The sequence below is a fragment of the Thiomicrorhabdus heinhorstiae genome (assembly GCF_013391765.2).
Lineage (GTDB): Bacteria > Pseudomonadota > Gammaproteobacteria > Thiomicrospirales > Thiomicrospiraceae > Thiomicrorhabdus > Thiomicrorhabdus heinhorstiae.
The window spans coordinates 38,490-56,240 of sequence record NZ_JACBGI020000008.1 but is presented as its reverse complement, the minus strand read 5'-3'; the positions used below and the strand labels follow the sequence as shown (position 1 = coordinate 56,240).

17 protein-coding genes are annotated in these 17,751 nt (G+C 47.0%); 3 read left to right on the top strand and 14 right to left on the bottom strand.

The features are described 5' to 3' along the window. Nucleotides 1-5: 5 nt before the first annotated feature. The 4 genes from H8792_RS06100 to H8792_RS06085 all read right to left on the bottom strand — a co-directional run bounded on the left by H8792_RS06100 (nt 6) and on the right by H8792_RS06085 (nt 3,730). The gene (locus H8792_RS06100; protein WP_185978053.1) at nt 6-1,505 is read right to left on the bottom strand and encodes a glycosyltransferase; all 1,500 of its coding nucleotides are present in this window, start codon (nt 1,503-1,505) and stop codon (nt 6-8) included. Further along, entirely contained in the window at nt 1,493-2,767 is a 1,275-nt protein-coding gene (locus H8792_RS06095) for a hypothetical protein (protein WP_185978052.1), read from the bottom strand. Before H8792_RS06095 ends, H8792_RS06100 begins: the two co-directional genes overlap by 13 nt. Nucleotides 2,768-2,778: 11 nt before the next feature. Further along, entirely contained in the window at nt 2,779-2,997 is a 219-nt protein-coding gene (locus tag H8792_RS06090; protein WP_185978051.1) for a PilZ domain-containing protein, read from the bottom strand. Nucleotides 2,998-3,082: 85 nt separating this feature from the next. After that, on the bottom strand, nt 3,083-3,730 hold the full coding sequence (locus tag H8792_RS06085; RefSeq protein WP_185978050.1) for a response regulator: 648 nt from the start codon (nt 3,728-3,730) through the stop codon (nt 3,083-3,085). A 547-nt stretch (nt 3,731-4,277) separates the two neighbouring features. On the opposite strand from H8792_RS06085, the gene H8792_RS06080 reads away from it, so the two are divergent. The 3 genes from H8792_RS06080 to H8792_RS06070 all read left to right on the top strand — a co-directional run bounded on the left by H8792_RS06080 (nt 4,278) and on the right by H8792_RS06070 (nt 7,129). Next, complete coding sequence (locus tag H8792_RS06080) at nt 4,278-5,666, top strand: class II fumarate hydratase (RefSeq protein ID WP_185978049.1); 1,389 nt, start codon at nt 4,278-4,280, stop codon at nt 5,664-5,666. A 144-nt stretch (nt 5,667-5,810) separates the two neighbouring features. Continuing rightward, complete coding sequence (trxA, locus tag H8792_RS06075) at nt 5,811-6,185, top strand: thioredoxin (protein WP_185978048.1); 375 nt, start codon at nt 5,811-5,813, stop codon at nt 6,183-6,185. A gap of 83 nt (nt 6,186-6,268) precedes the next feature. After that, nucleotides 6,269-7,129 carry an SDR family NAD(P)-dependent oxidoreductase gene (locus tag H8792_RS06070; RefSeq protein WP_185978047.1) on the top strand — a complete coding sequence of 287 codons (861 nt, stop codon included), beginning with the start codon at nt 6,269-6,271 and terminating at the stop codon, nt 7,127-7,129. Nucleotides 7,130-7,143: 14 nt separating this feature from the next. Here the strand turns inward: H8792_RS06070 and H8792_RS06065 are convergent, their stop codons facing one another. The 10 genes from H8792_RS06065 to dapB all read right to left on the bottom strand — a co-directional run bounded on the left by H8792_RS06065 (nt 7,144) and on the right by dapB (nt 17,722). Next, entirely contained in the window at nt 7,144-7,479 is a 336-nt protein-coding gene (locus H8792_RS06065; RefSeq protein ID WP_185978046.1) for a thioredoxin family protein, read from the bottom strand. Between the two features lie 67 nt (nt 7,480-7,546). Further along, nucleotides 7,547-8,461, bottom strand: coding sequence for an ROK family protein (locus H8792_RS06060; protein WP_324187599.1), 915 nt, complete (start codon nt 8,459-8,461; stop codon nt 7,547-7,549). A gap of 17 nt (nt 8,462-8,478) precedes the next feature. Continuing rightward, on the bottom strand, nt 8,479-9,153 hold the full coding sequence (locus H8792_RS06055) for a class I SAM-dependent methyltransferase (RefSeq protein ID WP_185978045.1): 675 nt from the start codon (nt 9,151-9,153) through the stop codon (nt 8,479-8,481). Further along, on the bottom strand, nt 9,135-9,941 hold the full coding sequence (locus H8792_RS06050) for a ferritin-like domain-containing protein (protein WP_407701667.1): 807 nt from the start codon (nt 9,939-9,941) through the stop codon (nt 9,135-9,137). The genes H8792_RS06055 and H8792_RS06050 overlap by 19 nt, the downstream gene beginning before the upstream one ends. A 79-nt stretch (nt 9,942-10,020) precedes the next feature. Continuing rightward, a complete protein-coding gene (locus tag H8792_RS06045) occupies nt 10,021-10,374 on the bottom strand; it encodes a hypothetical protein (protein WP_185978044.1) in 354 nt (117 codons plus the stop codon). Between the two features lie 230 nt (nt 10,375-10,604). Further along, nucleotides 10,605-11,081: a transcription elongation factor GreA gene (gene greA, locus H8792_RS06040; RefSeq protein ID WP_185978043.1), complete on the bottom strand. Its 477-nt coding sequence runs from the start codon at nt 11,079-11,081 to the stop codon at nt 10,605-10,607. 112 nt (nt 11,082-11,193) lie between these two features. Further along, the gene (carB, locus tag H8792_RS06035) at nt 11,194-14,409 is read right to left on the bottom strand and encodes a carbamoyl-phosphate synthase large subunit (RefSeq protein WP_185978042.1); all 3,216 of its coding nucleotides are present in this window, start codon (nt 14,407-14,409) and stop codon (nt 11,194-11,196) included. 25 nt (nt 14,410-14,434) lie between these two features. Next, on the bottom strand, nt 14,435-15,580 hold the full coding sequence (gene carA / locus H8792_RS06030) for a glutamine-hydrolyzing carbamoyl-phosphate synthase small subunit (protein WP_228766971.1): 1,146 nt from the start codon (nt 15,578-15,580) through the stop codon (nt 14,435-14,437). A gap of 307 nt (nt 15,581-15,887) precedes the next feature. Continuing rightward, nucleotides 15,888-16,739 carry an NlpC/P60 family protein gene (locus tag H8792_RS06025; protein ID WP_185978041.1) on the bottom strand — a complete coding sequence of 284 codons (852 nt, stop codon included), beginning with the start codon at nt 16,737-16,739 and terminating at the stop codon, nt 15,888-15,890. 182 nt (nt 16,740-16,921) lie between these two features. Further along, nucleotides 16,922-17,722 carry a 4-hydroxy-tetrahydrodipicolinate reductase gene (gene dapB / locus H8792_RS06020; protein ID WP_185978040.1) on the bottom strand — a complete coding sequence of 267 codons (801 nt, stop codon included), beginning with the start codon at nt 17,720-17,722 and terminating at the stop codon, nt 16,922-16,924. Nucleotides 17,723-17,751 lie beyond the last annotated feature (29 nt).

Below are 17,751 nucleotides of genomic sequence, written 5' to 3'. Positions count from 1 at the left end.
TTTTTCTATCTGATCAACACCAAACTCGGGGTGTTGACGATAACATAGATAATCGCCACGAAAATAAACACCATCGACGCAACCCACATAACCCCCGAACCAAGGTTTTTCTGCTGATCGTTTATACGACCGGTATTGTGTCGCTCCCAGCGTTGCCGATCGAGAAAAAAGGTATTAAAACTTTTTACGATCGATCCCATAAACTGATCGTAGAACAGAAGCATAATATGCACCGGATGGAATTGTCCGCAACTGATAAACAGCAACATCGATTGAAAAAAGCGCGAGACGATAATCCACAACAGGTACACCCAAAAGAAGTCTGCACTCTGCCACACCATAATCGCGGTTGCAAATAGCGGTCCCGATAAGGTCGTCCAGATCGAGATCCTCTGATCCAATACTGCAATCCATGGAAAAATATTTAACTTTTTCCAACCGAGTCGCAGCGCTCGATAATTATTGCGCAGCATATTTCCCGACCAGCGCTGGGTCAAAGAAATTGAAGAAGCGAAAAAGTTTCGTTTCGGCAACACCTCTATCGGATAAACATAGGTGTCTGGCAGATAGAGCATGTCCCACCCGGCTTTCAAGGTATAAAACCAAGTCGTCTTGTCGTCCCCGGTCAACATCCGCACCTTCTGCAGACGCCAGTGGTCGATCATATCGAAATTGATGCTCTGGATGAATTCGTTGGACATCACCACCTGCGCCTTAAACATCGAAAAACGCCCGGTCAGTACCAATACTTTTCGGGATAAAGAGTGCGAACTCATATACATGTCGCGGTTCATCATGCGCAATCGATACCATTCGCGCACAAAACTGCGATCATCCTGAACCAGAGCGCGGTTATTAGTGGTGACCGCACCCAACTTGGCGTCGTTATTCAAAACCGCGTAGGCGTTTTTGATCGCATCCTTACCGACCATGGTATCACCATCCATAAAAATTACCGGAGCCTTAGGCGGCGGTCCAAGCTCTTTGATAAATTTCAAACCGTCATACATCGCCGAGCGTTTACCGGTTCCCTTCTGAAAGATGTTGTGAAAAAAGATGTTCTGCTTATGTTCGATATGCGACTGGAGAATCTTAAAAATTCTCAGATCGGCTTCATCGGTAATCAAAGCCACGATATGCACCGGACAATTTAACGCCTGAGCCTCTTCTACCAACGACTGATAGACCCTGAAATTCATTTTCGGGTCCATTCGGTAGCTAGTAATCAAAACATACAACGCTTGCGGATCACGGTAATTTTTCAGCGCTTGCGATTTGATGAACGGATAGACGGTATGTTTGTAGAGTAAGGCTCGCCCCAAATTGAGCAGTTTCCAGGAATAACGCCAGACGGCAATCACTCCGATCAGCCAGAAATAATTGCTGGCATCGCTGTACCAGACATCACCAGGGATGTAGTAGATCGCCAGACTGACCAGCAAAAACAGCACCGCTGCATAGTAAATCTGGCTGGCCATGCCATCCGAATAGTTTAGATTAGCCAATCCTGAATCCTCGAGTCGATACGAACCTCCAAAGGCGTGCCGATTTCAAGGTCCTTCAGGTCAGACGAGGCCACCTCGATAAATACGAAGCTCTTTCCAGGAGAACGCAAGCTGTCCAAACCGTAGATAATTCCACCTTGATCGGTAAAGAATAACTGCTTGTAACTGTGTTTTAATTTAACAATCTTAGCCGGCACTTCTTTTTGGTTGATCTTGACGGTCACTTTGGAATTTTCACTGATTCGCTCGGCTTTTTGCGCATCGATTACCGATACAATGAATTTCTTGCTACTCGGTTGAGAAATCAAAGCCAGAACTTCCCCGTTAGTTACACCGTTTCCGGATTCAACCAGAATTTTGTCCAACATCCCCTTATGCAGACTTTTGATATACACCGAGTCGTCCATATCCTTGAGCGCGCCTTTTTGCTCGTTCAGAGTAACTGTGATCTGTTCCAATTCCCGTTTAATTTTCTTCGGCGAAGCGAACGACTCTTCAAAAATACCGTTTTTAGAGTAAAAACCGTTTCTCGCATTACGTATATCACTTTGAATATTAGCCAGCACGTTATTAGCCTGCTCATATTCAACCTGCAGAGCCAGATAATCGTTCACACTCGACAGATAATCAATTTTGCTGGTTGCGCCTTTTAAATTCCGATACGCATCGGAAGTGGTTCGTGCGTTTTTAATCTGGTCGCGCAGATACTGCAAATAAGCCAATGCATTGGTCTCGCTGGTTTGCAGCGTCTTGATATGATTACTTAAAATCGCCTGCGCATCACCCAACTGTTTTTCTTTAGTATCGATCTGCGTTTCAAGCACACGAATCTGTGTCATCAAAGCCCGGCGGTCACGCTCGACTTCTTTGTTTTGGAAACGGAACATCTCCTGATCGGCGGTGAGCAACTGCCCTTCCTGCAACCCGTTAAAATTAACCTTACCTTCAACCGGCGAGCGTAACTCCGTCACCTCTTTAGTGACCATGGAATAATCGGGACGAATAACCGAAATCAGATGCCAAACCAGATAAACCGCAACGACCACCATCAGCGAAGACATTGCGAAGGAAAGATAATTTCTCTGGCGGTTACGTTTCTGCTCCGACTCTACATCGCGAAAACCCATGACCGATGTTAATAATTTCTGGTTTTCTTCCAGTTCTCCGGTCAGGTAATTTTCAATCAAACGATCGAGTAGTTTCTTTCCGTTAGGGTTGAAGCTGGTAAATTCAACCATCACCAGATCACCGGAAGTATTCACGACTTTTGCTTTTAGGAAAAGAAACCGTCCAGCAGTTCACTGTTCAGGTCAAACTCGATCTCTTGTCCGGCATCGAAAGTTTCTTCACCGGAAGAAAAAAATGCCATACCCCCCGAACTGATATTCTTGATGGCATATTCTTTATCTTTATAAAACAGACGAATACCCTTGATACTTACACGAGGGTGTTTGCGTCGACCTGAGGCGCTCACTGCAAAAGTATCGGCCATAATCATTTCTCCATCAAAAATAAACCGCCCAGAACTCTCGGCTCACGGGCGGCTCTAACAGTCGTCTTAATTGTTCGAAAACAGCTTATTCGATTTCGCTTAACTCAACTTTGGTCAAACCGGATTGGTTAGCGTAATTAGTCAGCTCTGCAGTAGAAGTCGCGCCCATTTTGGTCATCAAATTCTCACGATGTTTAGAGACAGTACGGTCACTGATCTCCAACAGTTCAGCGATCGCTTTGGTTTTGTAACCTTCGGCAACCAATTTAACTACCTGTTTTTCGCGAATCGATAGAACTTTCTTGTTTTCCAAATCGGCTGAATCGATAATCGCCTGCACGGCAGGGTCAATATAGTCATCACCGGCGGCAACCTGGTGTACGGCAGCCAACAGGCCGTCTACGGAAATACTTTTCATCGCAGAACCGTTAATACCAAGTTCAAACGCTTCTTGCCAGACACTGCCCATATTGGCATCAGACAAGACAAATACCTTGGTATCCGCATAACGCTTATGGATATGTGAAATGACACCGATCCCGGTCAGACGCGGCAAGCTCAAATCAAGCAATACCATTTTAGGCTTATAGGCGCGAATTAATTCCAGACACTCAATACCGTCAACCGCCTCTCCGACGATCTCGATATTGGCATCATTTTCCAGAACCGCCTTGATTCCTGCACGAACCAATGCCTGCTCTTCCGCTAAAACAATAGAAATTTTATCAGTCATAATTTTTTATTCCCACCAGAATATATTTTGGGTAAAAGATGCTATTTAAATTCTCACCCTTCCATTCGAAAACGGTTCGCATTTACCCTTTTGTTCTTATTATTATCTTTTAATCCATTAATTGTAATAGAAACAAAGCGTAACTAATTGTTTATTTTAACGAACCCCGAATAAATTTCAGGAATCTTCAGGCTAAAAAGCACCTGTATACAGAAAAAACGAATTCGTTTTAAGCTGGGAACACCCGAAATCCCGGCCTAATCCTTTAATCTGATATCTTATATCGCCAACCTTAAGCAAAACTTTAGAAAAAAAGGTTAATTTTTCGGCAAGGATAAAGAAATCAGCGTATTGAACTACCAACCCATTTTTAATGAGCCGTCATTCTGCGGCAACAACGATCTTTTTCGCTCTCGCGGCACACTGTTCTTTTATAAAAAAGATGCGTAGAATAGTAGCAATTTATAAGTGAATCCACTACAGATTCGCCTAAATCCCCATAAAATTTTAATGTTTACAATTCCACTAAATTATCATCAATAATCTTATGACCAATTCTACTCGATTCGTCAGCGACAGCATGGGAACCCTTGAAGTTCCAGCCGACGCTCTCTACGGTGCTCAAACACAAAGAGCAATCAACAATTTCCCGATCAGCGGCACACCTCTGCCAAAGAGCTTTATCGACGCGCTTTGCTACGTAAAATTTGCCTGCTCGGACAGCAACCTGGAACTGGGGCTGCTCAGTGAACAAAAAGCGGATGCAATTCAAACCGCTGCCAAAGCCGTCATCCAAGGTAATTACTTGCAGCAATTCCCTATCGACGTATTCCAGACCGGTTCCGGAACCAGCACCAACATGAATGCAAACGAAGTTCTGGCAAGCTTGGCGGAACAGTTAACCGGCGTAAAAGTTCACCCAAACGACGATATTAATATGAGTCAAAGCTCCAATGACGTGATTCCAACCACAATCCACGTTGCGGCTGCCATCGCTCTGGAAGAAAAATTGCTGCCGGCTCTGCGCCATTTGTGCGAGATCATCGCCGATCGTGAAGTAGAACTGAAAGACGTGGTTAAAACCGGTCGTACTCACTTGATGGATGCGATGCCGGTGCGTTTAAGCCAGGAACTTGCCGGCTGGAGAGCGCAGATCGAAGATAATATTCTTCGCCTGTCGGACACTCAGAAACGCATTCAAAAACTGCCTCAAGGCGGCACAGCGGTCGGAACAGGCGTCAACGCCGACCCGCAATTCAGCCGTCTGGTCTGTGCCAATCTGGCTACCATTACTGCAATCCACTTCGAGCCGATGGATAACCTGTTTGTCGGTTTGAGTTCTCAGGACACAGCCTTGGAATTGAGCGGTCAGCTAAATGTTCTAGCTGCCAGTTTAATGAAGATCGCCAATGACCTGCGCTGGATGAACTCAGGTCCTCTCGCTGGATTAGGAGAAATTCAACTACCGGCTCTGCAACCGGGAAGCTCGATAATGCCCGGGAAAGTCAATCCGGTTATTCCGGAAGCGGTTTGTATGGTTGCCGCGCAAATCATGGGAAATAACACCGCCATTACCATTGGAGCACAGGCAGGCAACTTCCAATTGAATGTAATGCTGCCGATGATCGCTTTAAATCTGCTGCAAAGCCTGGAAATCGCCGCAAACGCTTCGATTCAGCTTGCCGATCTGGCCCTTAAAGGTTTTACCGTTAATCAGGATCACCTGAAAAAGGCGTTAGACGTCAACCCGATTCTGGTTACCGCACTCAACACGGTCGTCGGTTACGAGAAAGGCGCCGCCATTGCCAAGGAAGCCTATGCTTCTAATCGTCCGGTTCTGGAGGTTGCCCTGGAAATGACGGATCTGGATGAAGAGACTTTAAAAAAATACCTTGATCCGGCGCTCTTGACCCAAGGCGGGAATCCCAGCTTGTAACAGTAGAATTTGCTGCGCTAATCCATAAAGCTTAAAGGCATTTCCCTATCAATGCCTTTTTGTTTAAAAACCTCCAAGAATGGGGCCCAATTGTTACAATAACGCGGTCTCAATTTGAAAATGTATTCCAAAAAAGGAGCTATCATGGCCGTTATCGACCTAAAAACCGAACAGTTCGAAGATACCATCACCAACAACGACATCGTTATTTTTGATTTCTGGGCTGAGTGGTGCGGACCTTGTAAACAGTTCGGTCCGGTCTTCGAAGAAGTTTCAGGAAAACACCCTGACATTGCCTTCTGTAAAGTAAACGTTGAAGAAGAACAGGAGCTGGCAGGCATGTTCCAGGTTCGTTCTATCCCGACTTTGGTTTTCATGCGTGAAAAAATCGTTGTTTTCTCAAACCCGGGTGCAATTCCAGGAAGCGCTCTGGAAGAAGGTATCAAACAGCTGAAAGAGCTGGATATGGAACAGGTCCATAAAGATATCGCTGCCGCACAAGCAGAGCAAAACGCTTAATCCCCTTTTGCCGGACGTAAATTGCGTTCGGCCTCCCTTTTCTCTCCCGATCGTCACCTCTCGATCCGACTTAGAGGTTCAGTATGAACACTTCTTTAAAACCACCCAGTAGTATTTTAATTACCGGATGTTCCAGCGGTATCGGACGCCACTGTGCCATTCACCTGCATCAACTCGGTTACCAGGTCATTGCCAGCGCACGAAAGGCCGAAGATGTCGAACAACTGCGCAAGGAAGGATTAAGTTGTGTCCAGATGGATATCAGCGATAGTCATTCGGTTCGCCAAGGCTTGGAAGAAGCTCTACAACTGACCGGTGGGAAATTGGATGCTCTATTCAACAATGCCGCGTTCGGCGTTCCCGGTGCAGTGGAAGATTTGAGCCGCGAGGCGATGCGTTTTCAGTTTGAAACCAATGTCTTCGGCACTCAGGAATTGACCAACTTAGTTATTCCGATCATGCGCAGACAAGGATATGGCAAGGTACTTTATAACAGCTCAATTCTCGGCTTTGCCGCCATGCAATACCGCGGCGCCTATAATGCCAGTAAATTTGCGATTGAAGGCTTTGCCGACACTCTGCGTTTGGAAGTCAAAAAAGATAATATCCAAGTCGTGCTAATCGAACCGGGGCCGATTATTTCGCAATTCCGCAGCAACGCTTTTGCGCAATTCAAACGTTGGATCAGACCAGAGAACAGTGATCACCACGCCCAATACCAGGCAATGATTAATCGTTTGGAAACGGTGGGACCGAGTGCCCCTTTCACCTTGGGCCCTGAAGCAGTGACGGCAGCAGTTGTGGATGCCTTGCAAAAGAAACGTGCTGCTATCCGTTACCCTGTTACAGTGCCGACGCGAATCTTTGCAGTACTTAAGCGTATCTTGCCGACGCGACTGCTGGATCGCGTACTGATCAAAGCCGGCGGCGATGGTAAGCGCTAAAACCGATCAGACCTTTAGACTTCGTTGAACATCATTGAATAAGGACGGGCTATTTCGTCGGCCACTTTAGCAACGCTGAAACTGCGTACTTCTTCAATAAATTTCTGACCGCCAAAAAAGATCTGCACAACCGGTAGAGAGAAAATGCCGTTTTGCGCACAAATATCCGTAGTTTGGTGACAGTCGATGTACACCTGCTGCATTTTTGGATAACGTTCTCCGATCAGCTCCTGCAACTTGGGTTTGACAACGTGACAGACATTGCACTCGGTACCGCCGAACAGCACCATCAGAGCTTCGCTCTGCATTTTCATTTCATCAAGTTCCTGCAAACTAGAAAGTGTTCTCATGCATTTTTCCTAATTAAAAAGGTCATTCCAGGATTGTTTTAAACTACCTGCCCGAGTATCTGCTCGTTCAGAGTGCCGATTTACCTAACCAGGCCGCACCCCTGACTCCACTGGAATCACCGAATTTCGGCGCCACCAATCGGGTATCGACCTGATCGCTGAACACCCATTGATGCCAGATCGTTGGGACTTCTGCATACAAGCGGGAAAAGTTGGACATGCCGCCGCCCAACACGATCACATCCGGATCAACAACATTAATCACCGCAGCCAGTCCTTTGGCCAGCCAGATAACATAATCATCCAGTAGTTTTTCAGCCGTTTCATCGCCCTGTAAAGCAGCCGCTTCAATCTGTTTGGCTGTTAAATTCTTGCCGCTACGCTGCTGGTAATGACGTTCCAAGCCACTCCCGGACAGAAACGTTTCATTGCAGCCGATAAGACCGCAATAACAGTCCAATTGCGTTTCTTCACACGACCAGGGCAGCGGGTTATGCCCCCACTCTCCACCTATGGCATTGACTCCGCTGATCACTTGCCCGCCAAAGACGATTCCACCGCCGCACCCGGTACCGATAATCACGCCAAAAACGCACTGAGCGCCGGCAGCCGAACCATCTACCGCTTCAGATAGCACAAAACAGTTGGCATCATTCTGTAAGGCAACCGGGCGTTGCAACGCCGTCGTTAAATCACCCTGTAAATCTTCGCCGATCAACCAGGTAGAATTGGCATTTTTAATCAGTCCGGTTTTACGCGATACGGCACCCGGAATACCGACTCCAATCGTACCACGGCCATTCAACGCCTCTTCACATTGATTAATCAAGGAAACAATGGCATCGACCGTTGCCGGATAATCACCTTTCGGCGTATCGACACGCCTACGGTAAATCTGCTCTCCACTTGCATCTAGGGCAATAATTTCGATCTTGGTTCCGCCCAGATCAATACCGATATGAAATGCATTTGCTTTATTCACGCAAGTTCAACCACAGTTCATTTATACAGATAAACGGTAAAATCGTTATCCAGATAGTCATCGCGCCACTCTACATGAGAACAGAAACTTCGGCAATATTCGACGATATCCTGAGGATAAAAACTCTGCAAATCCGGACGGGATGCAACCCACTCATTTCTCCGATCCAACAGATTAAAAGCAACACCGTTACGACTTAAGACAAACATTTTTGCAATAACGGCTTTGGCATAGAGACCGGTCTGCCCCTCAATCGCAGAGTCGACCACTTCGTTTAGAGCGCCGGATAAAACCACGAAATCAAAACTTTCTTCGGCAAAGGAGGCATCGAATAGATCACCGCAAAAGAACTTCCCTTGCGGCTGAAGGTTTCTGGCAGCAGTGACCATGGCCGGAGCGAGATCAATACCGCTATAGTCAATGGAAACTCCATGCCTTGAGAGATAATCCGCTAAATCGCCGAATCCACAGCCGACATCCAGCAAAGTGAATTCCTTACCGAAGCGTAAAACCTCCGGAATGCCATCAAACAGCATATGGAAACGTATTTCCTGAATCTCCTTCGAGCTCCAGTAGAGCGCCTGCGGTTTATAACCATAACGCTGGATCGAATCTTCATGCCGGCGAGCAATTCGCAAACGCTGCTCATCATTCAGCAAAGATGTCGATGCACTCACAAAGTTTTCAGCCATGCAATCTCTTCTTGGGAAAAACCGGCCTGTTCGCGCGCTTCGTAATTGAAAGGCCCTCTCAAGTCACCATGAAAATACGTCTGAATAATATCCTGAAACGCTTTAAACGGGTTTAAATCGAGCTGTTCGCATAGATAACGAAACCAGCGGGTGCCGACCTCGACATGACCGATTTCATCACGCAAAAGAATCTTCAGAATCTCCACGCCGCGTTTGTCACCAATTGCACGCAATTTCTGAATCATCGGCGGCGTCACATCCAGCCCTCTGGCTTCCAGCGTTCTCGGCACCAGAGCCATACGCACCAATGGATCGTGATCGGTTTCAAATGTCGTCATCCACAGACCGTCATGCGCGGTGAAATCTCCGTATTCATAACCCAGGTGATAGAGGTGCTCGCGGATCATTTGAAAATGGAACGACTCTTCTCCTGCCACACCCAGCCAGTCGTGATAATAGGCTTTCGGCATATCCTGGAAACGATACACCGCATCCAGCGCGAGATTGACCGCATTGAATTCGATATGTGCGATGGAGTGCATCAAGGCCGCATGCCCTTCCGGTGTACCCAGCCCTCTCTTCGGCAGGTCTTTCGGCGGCACCAACTGCGGTTTTTGCGGACGGCCAGGATCAGGAACCCGATGAACTTCTTCAAGTGGAGTCATTTCAAAACGATCTTCCGACCAACCTTCCAGCAAACCGTCCAGACGCTTCATCTTGCGATCCAGATCGTTTTCCATTAAACAGTCGTAGACAGTGGAAAAAAGATTGCTTTGCGAACTACTCATAAAAGAATTTCCTAACACTTACAGCCATAAAAACAAAAAGCCGGTAAAAACCGGCTTTTCACATGAGATCGAACTACAATTAACGGTAGTAAGAAGCCATGCTGTAACGAACACCTTTGAATTTCTTAGCGTCGACAGCGTCAAACAGCTTCGCCCACTTAGCGCGATCTTCAGGAGTCATAACGTATGAAGGATTTAGCGCAACAGTTTTGTCACCGTATTTCGCTTCAATCTTAGCCAATTCAGCCATACATTGATCAACAGTTGTTTTTTGCTCGATGGCACGTGCAGCAGGACCGCCTTCTTTCTTAGCAGTTGCAATTACGTTTTCAGCATCAGCGATGCATTGACCGTATACGTCTTCTGCTTGGGCATTCATTGAGAATGCAGCAACTGCAGAGATAAACAGCGCTTTTAGTGTTAAGTGTTTCATTTTAGATAAACTCCGAAGTTTCGTTTGTCGCTTAAACGGGTCAATTCTGCCGCTTTTCAAATTAAATTGCAAGTGAATCACCTTAGAAAATAATGAAATGCTTATAAACATTTTTTATTCATCATAAGATTAAAATTAAGCATGATTAAAGTTATCGCCAGATGCCGCGGTACGGATTCAACCGACAGGCAAAGAAACCAAACAAACAGCTTAAAAATCAAAGCATTAAATTATCTATATTCCACACTAAGAATTTCGTAATCGATATTCCCGCTAGGTGCTTCCACAACAATCTCATCGCCTTCTTCCTTGCCTATTAAAGCACGAGCGATAGGAGAGTTTACCGAGACTTTAAAATGTTTGATATCGGCTTCGTCATTACCGACGATCTTATAGGTCACTTCTTCATCGGTATCGATATTCAAGATAGTCACCGTCGCTCCAAAAACCACTTTACCGTTGGCATTCAATTTTGTCACGTCGATCACCTGCGCATGCGACAGAATACTTTCGATCTGCTTAATACGCGCTTCGATCAATCCCTGCTGTTCACGAGCGGCATGATATTCGGCATTTTCTTTCAAATCGCCGTGCTCGCGGGCCTCGGCAATCGCTTCGGTAATGCGCGGACGCTCTTCTTTCTTCAAGCGGTTTAATTCGCTTTGCAGTGCATCCGCACCTTCTTTTGTCATAGGATGTTTATTCATTGTTCTTAGCCCTCTTTTCTCAATATTACGGCAATTCATTCCACCTTGCCGTAAACGCAAACGCCAAAGCCGATAAAGGCTTTGGCGCTGTATAGACTGATTAATCGTTAATTTAGTGAATATTTTGCAGACGCGAAACCGGCTGATTGTCCAAATAGTCCATCGCTGCCACCATCGCAAACGCACCGGCGATCGTCGTGGTATAACAGGTTTTGTGCATCAGAGCTTCACGACGGATGCTCGAAGAATCCTGAATACTGACCGAACCGTCCGAAGTATTTACGATCAGATCGATTTCTTCGTTAACAATCGAATCCACAATATTCGGACGTCCTTCCGTCACCTTGTTAACCGCTTCACACTCGACACCGGCTTCCTTCAAAGAAGCCGCCGTTCCACGAGTTGCAACGACTTTAAAGCCTTTCTCAATCAACTGTTTCGCCAATTCGACCACTCTTTCACGATCGGCCTTACGTACGCTCAAGAATGCAGTACCGGAACGAGGCAACACCGTGCCGGCAGCCAATTGCGCCTTCGCATAGGCTTGCGCAAAGCTGGTTCCGATACCCATGACTTCACCGGTCGACTTCATTTCCGGCCCAAGAATCGGATCAACCCCCAGGAATTTGATGAACGGGAAGACCGCTTCTTTCACCGAATAGTGCTGAGGTTTCACTTCTTGAGTAAACCCTTGCTCTTCCAGTTTCTGGCCTACCATACAACGTGCGGCAATTTTCGCCAGCGGTTGACCGATCGCTTTGGACACAAAAGGTACGGTACGCGATGCACGAGGGTTCACTTCCAGAACGTAGATATCATCGCCCTTCACCGCAAACTGAGTATTCATCAAACCGACAACACCCAACGCCTTAGCCATTTTCTCAACCTGATCGCGAATACGATCCTGAATCTCATCAGAGATGCTGTACGGAGGCAGAGAACATGCCGAGTCACCAGAGTGAATACCGGCCTGTTCGATATGCTCCATAACGCCACCAATCACAACCTGTTCACCATCACACACCGCATCGACATCCAGCTCGACGGCATCATCCAGGAAGCGATCCAATAGAACCGGAGAATCATTCGAAACTTTAACCGCTTCTTTCATATAGCGCATCAGATCGGTTTCGGTATAGACGATTTCCATACCGCGTCCGCCCAATACGTAAGACGGACGAACCACCAGCGGATAACCGATTTCGTTTGCCAGAGTCGCAGCTTCTTCAGCGCTTGAAGCCGTACGGTTAGGTGGTTGCAACAGATCAAGATCATTCAGAATCTTTTGGAAGCGCTCACGGTCTTCCGCCAGATCGATCGATTCAGGCGAGGTTCCTATAATCGGTACACCCGCTTCTTCCAGATCTTCCGCCAGTTTCAACGGAGTTTGTCCACCATATTGAACAATCACCCCTTTCGGCTGTTCGACTTCAACGATTTCCAACACATCTTCCAGAGTCAGCGGTTCGAAATACAGACGATCAGAAGTATCGTAGTCAGTAGAAACCGTTTCCGGGTTACAGTTGACCATAATCGTTTCATAACCGTCTTCACGCATCGCCATCGCGGCATGAACACAGCAGTAGTCGAACTCAATCCCTTGACCGATACGGTTTGGACCACCGCCCAAAACCATGATTTTTTCGCGATCCGACGGATTCGCTTCACACTCTTCGTCGTAGGTCGAATACATGTAAGCGGTCGAAGTTTCAAACTCGGCCGCACAGGTATCGACACGCTTGAAGACCGGACGAACATTCAAGGTGTGACGGAATTTGCGAATCAAAGCCGCATCGGTATTCAACAATTTGGCAATACGATTATCCGAGAAACCTTTTCGCTTCATATTACGCAGATTGATTTCGTCCAAAGCATCCAGGCCGCGTTGCTTAATATCGTCTTCCATATCAACCAACTCTTTAATTTGCGCCAGAAACCAAGGGTCGATTTTACAGGTATCGAATACCGCTTCCAGGCTCCAACCGGCACGGAAAGCATCCGCAACATACCAAAGACGTTCAGGGCCCGGATCGCGCAATTCCTGACGCAAGGTATCCTTGATCTCTTTCTCATCCATGCTGGCCAGAGGCATGATTTCGTCCAAGCCGTTTTTATCGGTTTCCAAACCACGCAACGCTTTTTGCAAAGACTCCTGGAAGTTACGGCCCATCGCCATGACTTCACCTACCGACTTCATCTGCGTGGACAGGCGTTGTTGCGCTTGCGGGAATTTCTCGAAAGTAAAACGAGGAATCTTGGTCACGACATAATCGATGGTCGGTTCGAAAGAAGCCGGCGTCGCACCGTTGGTAATATCGTTCTGAAGTTCGTCCAACGTATAACCTACAGCCAGTTTCGCCGCCACTTTTGCAATCGGGAAGCCGGTTGCTTTGGACGCCAACGCCGAAGAACGTGATACACGCGGGTTCATTTCGATAATGATCATACGCCCGGTTTCCGGGTTGATCGAAAACTGAACGTTGGAACCACCGGTTTCGACACCGATTTCACGCAATACCGCCAAAGAAGCGTTACGCATGATCTGATATTCTTTATCGGTCAGAGTCTGGGCAGGCGCAACAGTGATCGAGTCACCGGTATGAACCCCCATTGGATCCAGGTTTTCGATCGAACAGACGATAATCGCGTTATCGTTGCGGTCGCGAACCACTTCCATTTCGTACTCTTTCCAGCCCAGAATCGACTCTTCAATCAATAACTCTTTGGTTGGCGAAAGATCCAGACCGAATTTACAGATCTGTTCGAATTCGTCTTTATTATAGGCAATACCACCACCGGAACCACCCAGAGTAAAAGATGGACGAATAACAGTCGGGAAACCGACTTCTGCCTGAATTTTCCAGGCTTCTTCCATGTTATGCGCCACTGCAGACTTCGGCATATCCAAGCCGATTTTCTGCATAGCCTGACGGAAACGGTCGCGGTTTTCCGCTTTGTCGATTGCATCGGCATTCGCACCGATCAATTCCACGCCATATTTTTCCAGAACACCTTTGTCGTGCAGATCCAGCGCGCAGTTCAGTGCTGTCTGCCCGCCCATTGTCGGCAGAATCGCATCCGGGCGTTCCTGGGCGATAATACTTTCAACAGTTTTCCACTCGATCGGCTCGATATAAGTGGCATCCGCCAATTCCGGATCGGTCATAATCGTCGCCGGGTTCGAATTAACCAGGATGACTCTATAACCCTCTTCTTTCAGAGCTTTACACGCTTGCACACCAGAGTAATCGAATTCACAGGCCTGTCCGATAATAATAGGACCGGCACCAATAATCATAATACTCTGTATATCACTTCTCTTTGGCATCTATCTAATTCCTACTAAACTATCGTTATGCGCCTTTGGCGACTTTCATATTTTCAATAAACAGATCAAACAACGGTGCCACATCATGCGGACCTGGGCTTGCTTCCGGATGCCCCTGGAAACTGAAAGCACGCTTGTCAGTACGGGAAATCCCTTGCAAAGAACCGTCAAATAAAGATTTATGCGTTGCTTGCAGATTGGCCGGCAAGGTCGTTTCGTCAACCGCAAAACCGTGGTTCTGTGAAGTGATCATCACCTTACCGCTCTCGATATCCTGAACCGGATGGTTGGCACCATGATGACCGAATTTCATTTTGACGGTTTGTGCTCCGGAGGCCAAAGCCAGCAGCTGATGACCAAGACAAATTCCGAAAACCGGCACTTCGGTTTCCAATACCGACCGAATGGCTTCGATCGCATAGTCACACGGCTCAGGATCACCCGGACCGTTGGACAGGAAAACACCGTCCGGATTCATGGCCAAAACTTCTTCCGCAGGAGTTTTGGCCGGAACAACCGTCAAGCGGCAACCGCGATCTGCCAACATGCGCAGAATATTGCGCTTAACACCGTAATCATAAGCAACGACATGAAAAGCCTGCTCTGAGGACTTGTCGACATGACCTTGTCCCAGTTTCCAGGTTCCTTCGCTCCATTCGTACGCTTCGGCAGTCGTCACCTCTTTGGCGAGATCCATCCCTTTCAAACCGCTGAAAGCCTGCGCTTTCTTAACCGCTTCTTCAGCATCGATAGCATCACCGGCGATAATTACGCCAGACTGAGCGCCTTTATCACGCAAAATTCTGGTTAGCTTACGTGTATCGATGTCGGCAATGGCCACTACGTTTTGTTCTTGCAGATATTCAGGCAGACTTTTTTCGGCACGAAAGTTACTGATCAACGGAGGACAATCTTTAACGATCAATCCCTGAGCCATAATGCGCGGAGATTCTTCATCTTCCGCATTCACCCCGACATTCCCGATATGCGGGTAGGTCAAAGTAACAATCTGTTTGAAATAAGAAGGGTCGGTCAGGATCTCTTGATAACCGGTTAACGCAGTGTTAAACACTACCTCACCGACTGTCTCTCCTTCCGCGCCTAGTGAAATCCCCCAAAACAGGGTGCCATCTTCTAATGCAAGCAAAGCCTGTGTCATCGATTCGTCCATCCAAATGAGCCCAGAGTAAAATTAAGCCGACTTTTCCGAGTGCCTATATAAAAAAACGGAGTCAGTCCCCCGAAAGGGACTCACTCCGTTCTTCTTTGCTAAATGACAAATGCCATCTCCGCACTATACCCCGTAAAGCAGTAATTGCTTAATTTTAGTCACAAAAATTAATTACGCGGATTTTACTTGATTTGGCATTTTTTGTCTATAAATAAAGGGGACTTATTCGGCTGGAACCAATAGATCATTGCAATCCATTCACTCCTGTTTGCAAGCACTGAATTTTATCGATCTTTCAGAGAGGGTTTTACATTGCCTCGAAACTATTTAAAAAACGGCGTGCTTTGATGTAACGTTTTTGCCAATAGCGGGAATCCAGACGGGAAATTTTCACTCCATACGTCGTCGAAGAATGCATAAACTCGTTATTGCCGAGATAGATGCCGTTATGAAACTGGTGTGGTCCGGTTTTAAAGAACAGTACATCGCCAACTCTTAAATCCTGTTTCTTAACGTAAAGCCCGACCTGGATCTGCGTCTGTGTCGTTCTTGGCAAGTCATATTTAAAAGCGGAACGGAAAGCGGTCTGAACAAAAGCCGAACAGTCGATTCCCTTTTTGGAAGCTCCGCCCCATCTATACGGAGTTCCCTTCCACTTACCGTAAATCTTCATTAAAGCCGATTTCAGGTTCTGCAGACGATCCTGCATCATTCGCGAGTAAAGCACGACATCCGAATTTATCTTTCCTAAATTCGATGTTTGCGGAATAATTCCCGCACCTTCATCCGACTCTACTTCACCCTCTTTCTCGGCACGGACACTGACGCTTTGCAACATCGTCACATCCGAACCAATCGCTTCAGTACGGGCTTTACTTTGCTGCGGTGTTTTTTCGGATAGAGTTCTGGTTGCGTGAGGCGTATTAGAGGCCTGCCCAGGGAGAGCAGAAACAACCAGGGAACTTGCGGCCGTATCCTGAGCCGCCGTTGGAGCTTGAACACCTTCCTGAGTATATACAGGAGAGAGAATACCTGGAGAAAACTGCGCCTGATCGGTTGACTGATCATCTGTTGCAGTAGGATTAATGCAAGCGCTTAATAACACACTGGAGGATAGCAATAGCACTCGCCCCAGAACGACACAAGAAATTCTTCTCATAAATGCTTAAAGCTACCTTAAATTTCAAAACGCCACCATTCTAACAATAGTTTTTTTCTATTGTAAATACAGAATTTCCCTATTTACCTTCAACTTCCATACTAGCAAAAACAAAAAAACCTTTTGATACAAGGCTCAAAAGGCTTTTAAAAACGACTGGATTTTGAACGAAAATCTGCAATTTATCTCAGGTTCAACACATCCTGCATATCAAATAAACCACTGTTTTTATCGGACAACCACAAACAAGATCTCGCAGCCCCTTTGGCAAAAGTCATACGGCTGGACGCCTTATGAGTAATCTCGACACGCTCACCTTCAGTAGCGAATAGCACGGTATGATCGCCGACAATATCACCGGCACGCACGGTGGCAAAACCGATGGTATTCGGATCACGCGCACCGGTAATCCCTTCACGTCCGTAAACCGCACACTCTTTTAAGTCGCGACCCAAGGTATCGGCCACAACCTGCCCCATTCTCAAAGCCGTACCGGACGGCGCATCGACTTTGTGACGATGATGCCCTTCGATAACTTCAATGTCGTAGCCTTCGTTTAAAACCGCAGCGGCCTGCGCCAGCAGCTTCAGGCACAGGTTAACGCCGACTGAAAAGTTGGCTGCAAAAATCACAGCAATTTTCTGTGCTGCCGCGTCAATTGCCGCCAGACCCACATCATCAAAACCGGTAGTGCCGATAACGATTTTCTTATCATGCTCCACACAGACGCCCAGATTATGAACCGTCGCCGAGGGCGTAGTAAAGTCGATCAATACATCAAAATCATTCACCACCTCCTCAATCGAACCGACCAGAGCCACACCGATTTTACCGATTCCGGCAATTTCTCCGGCATCGGCGCCGATCAAGGAGCTTTCAGGACGGGCAATTGCCGCCGAAACACTCAAACCTTCCGTTTGATTGACCGCATCAATCAACGCTTTCCCCATGCGCCCGGAGGCACCGATAATGGCTACTCTCATTCCATATCTCTCTTCTTAGTCGTTATCAG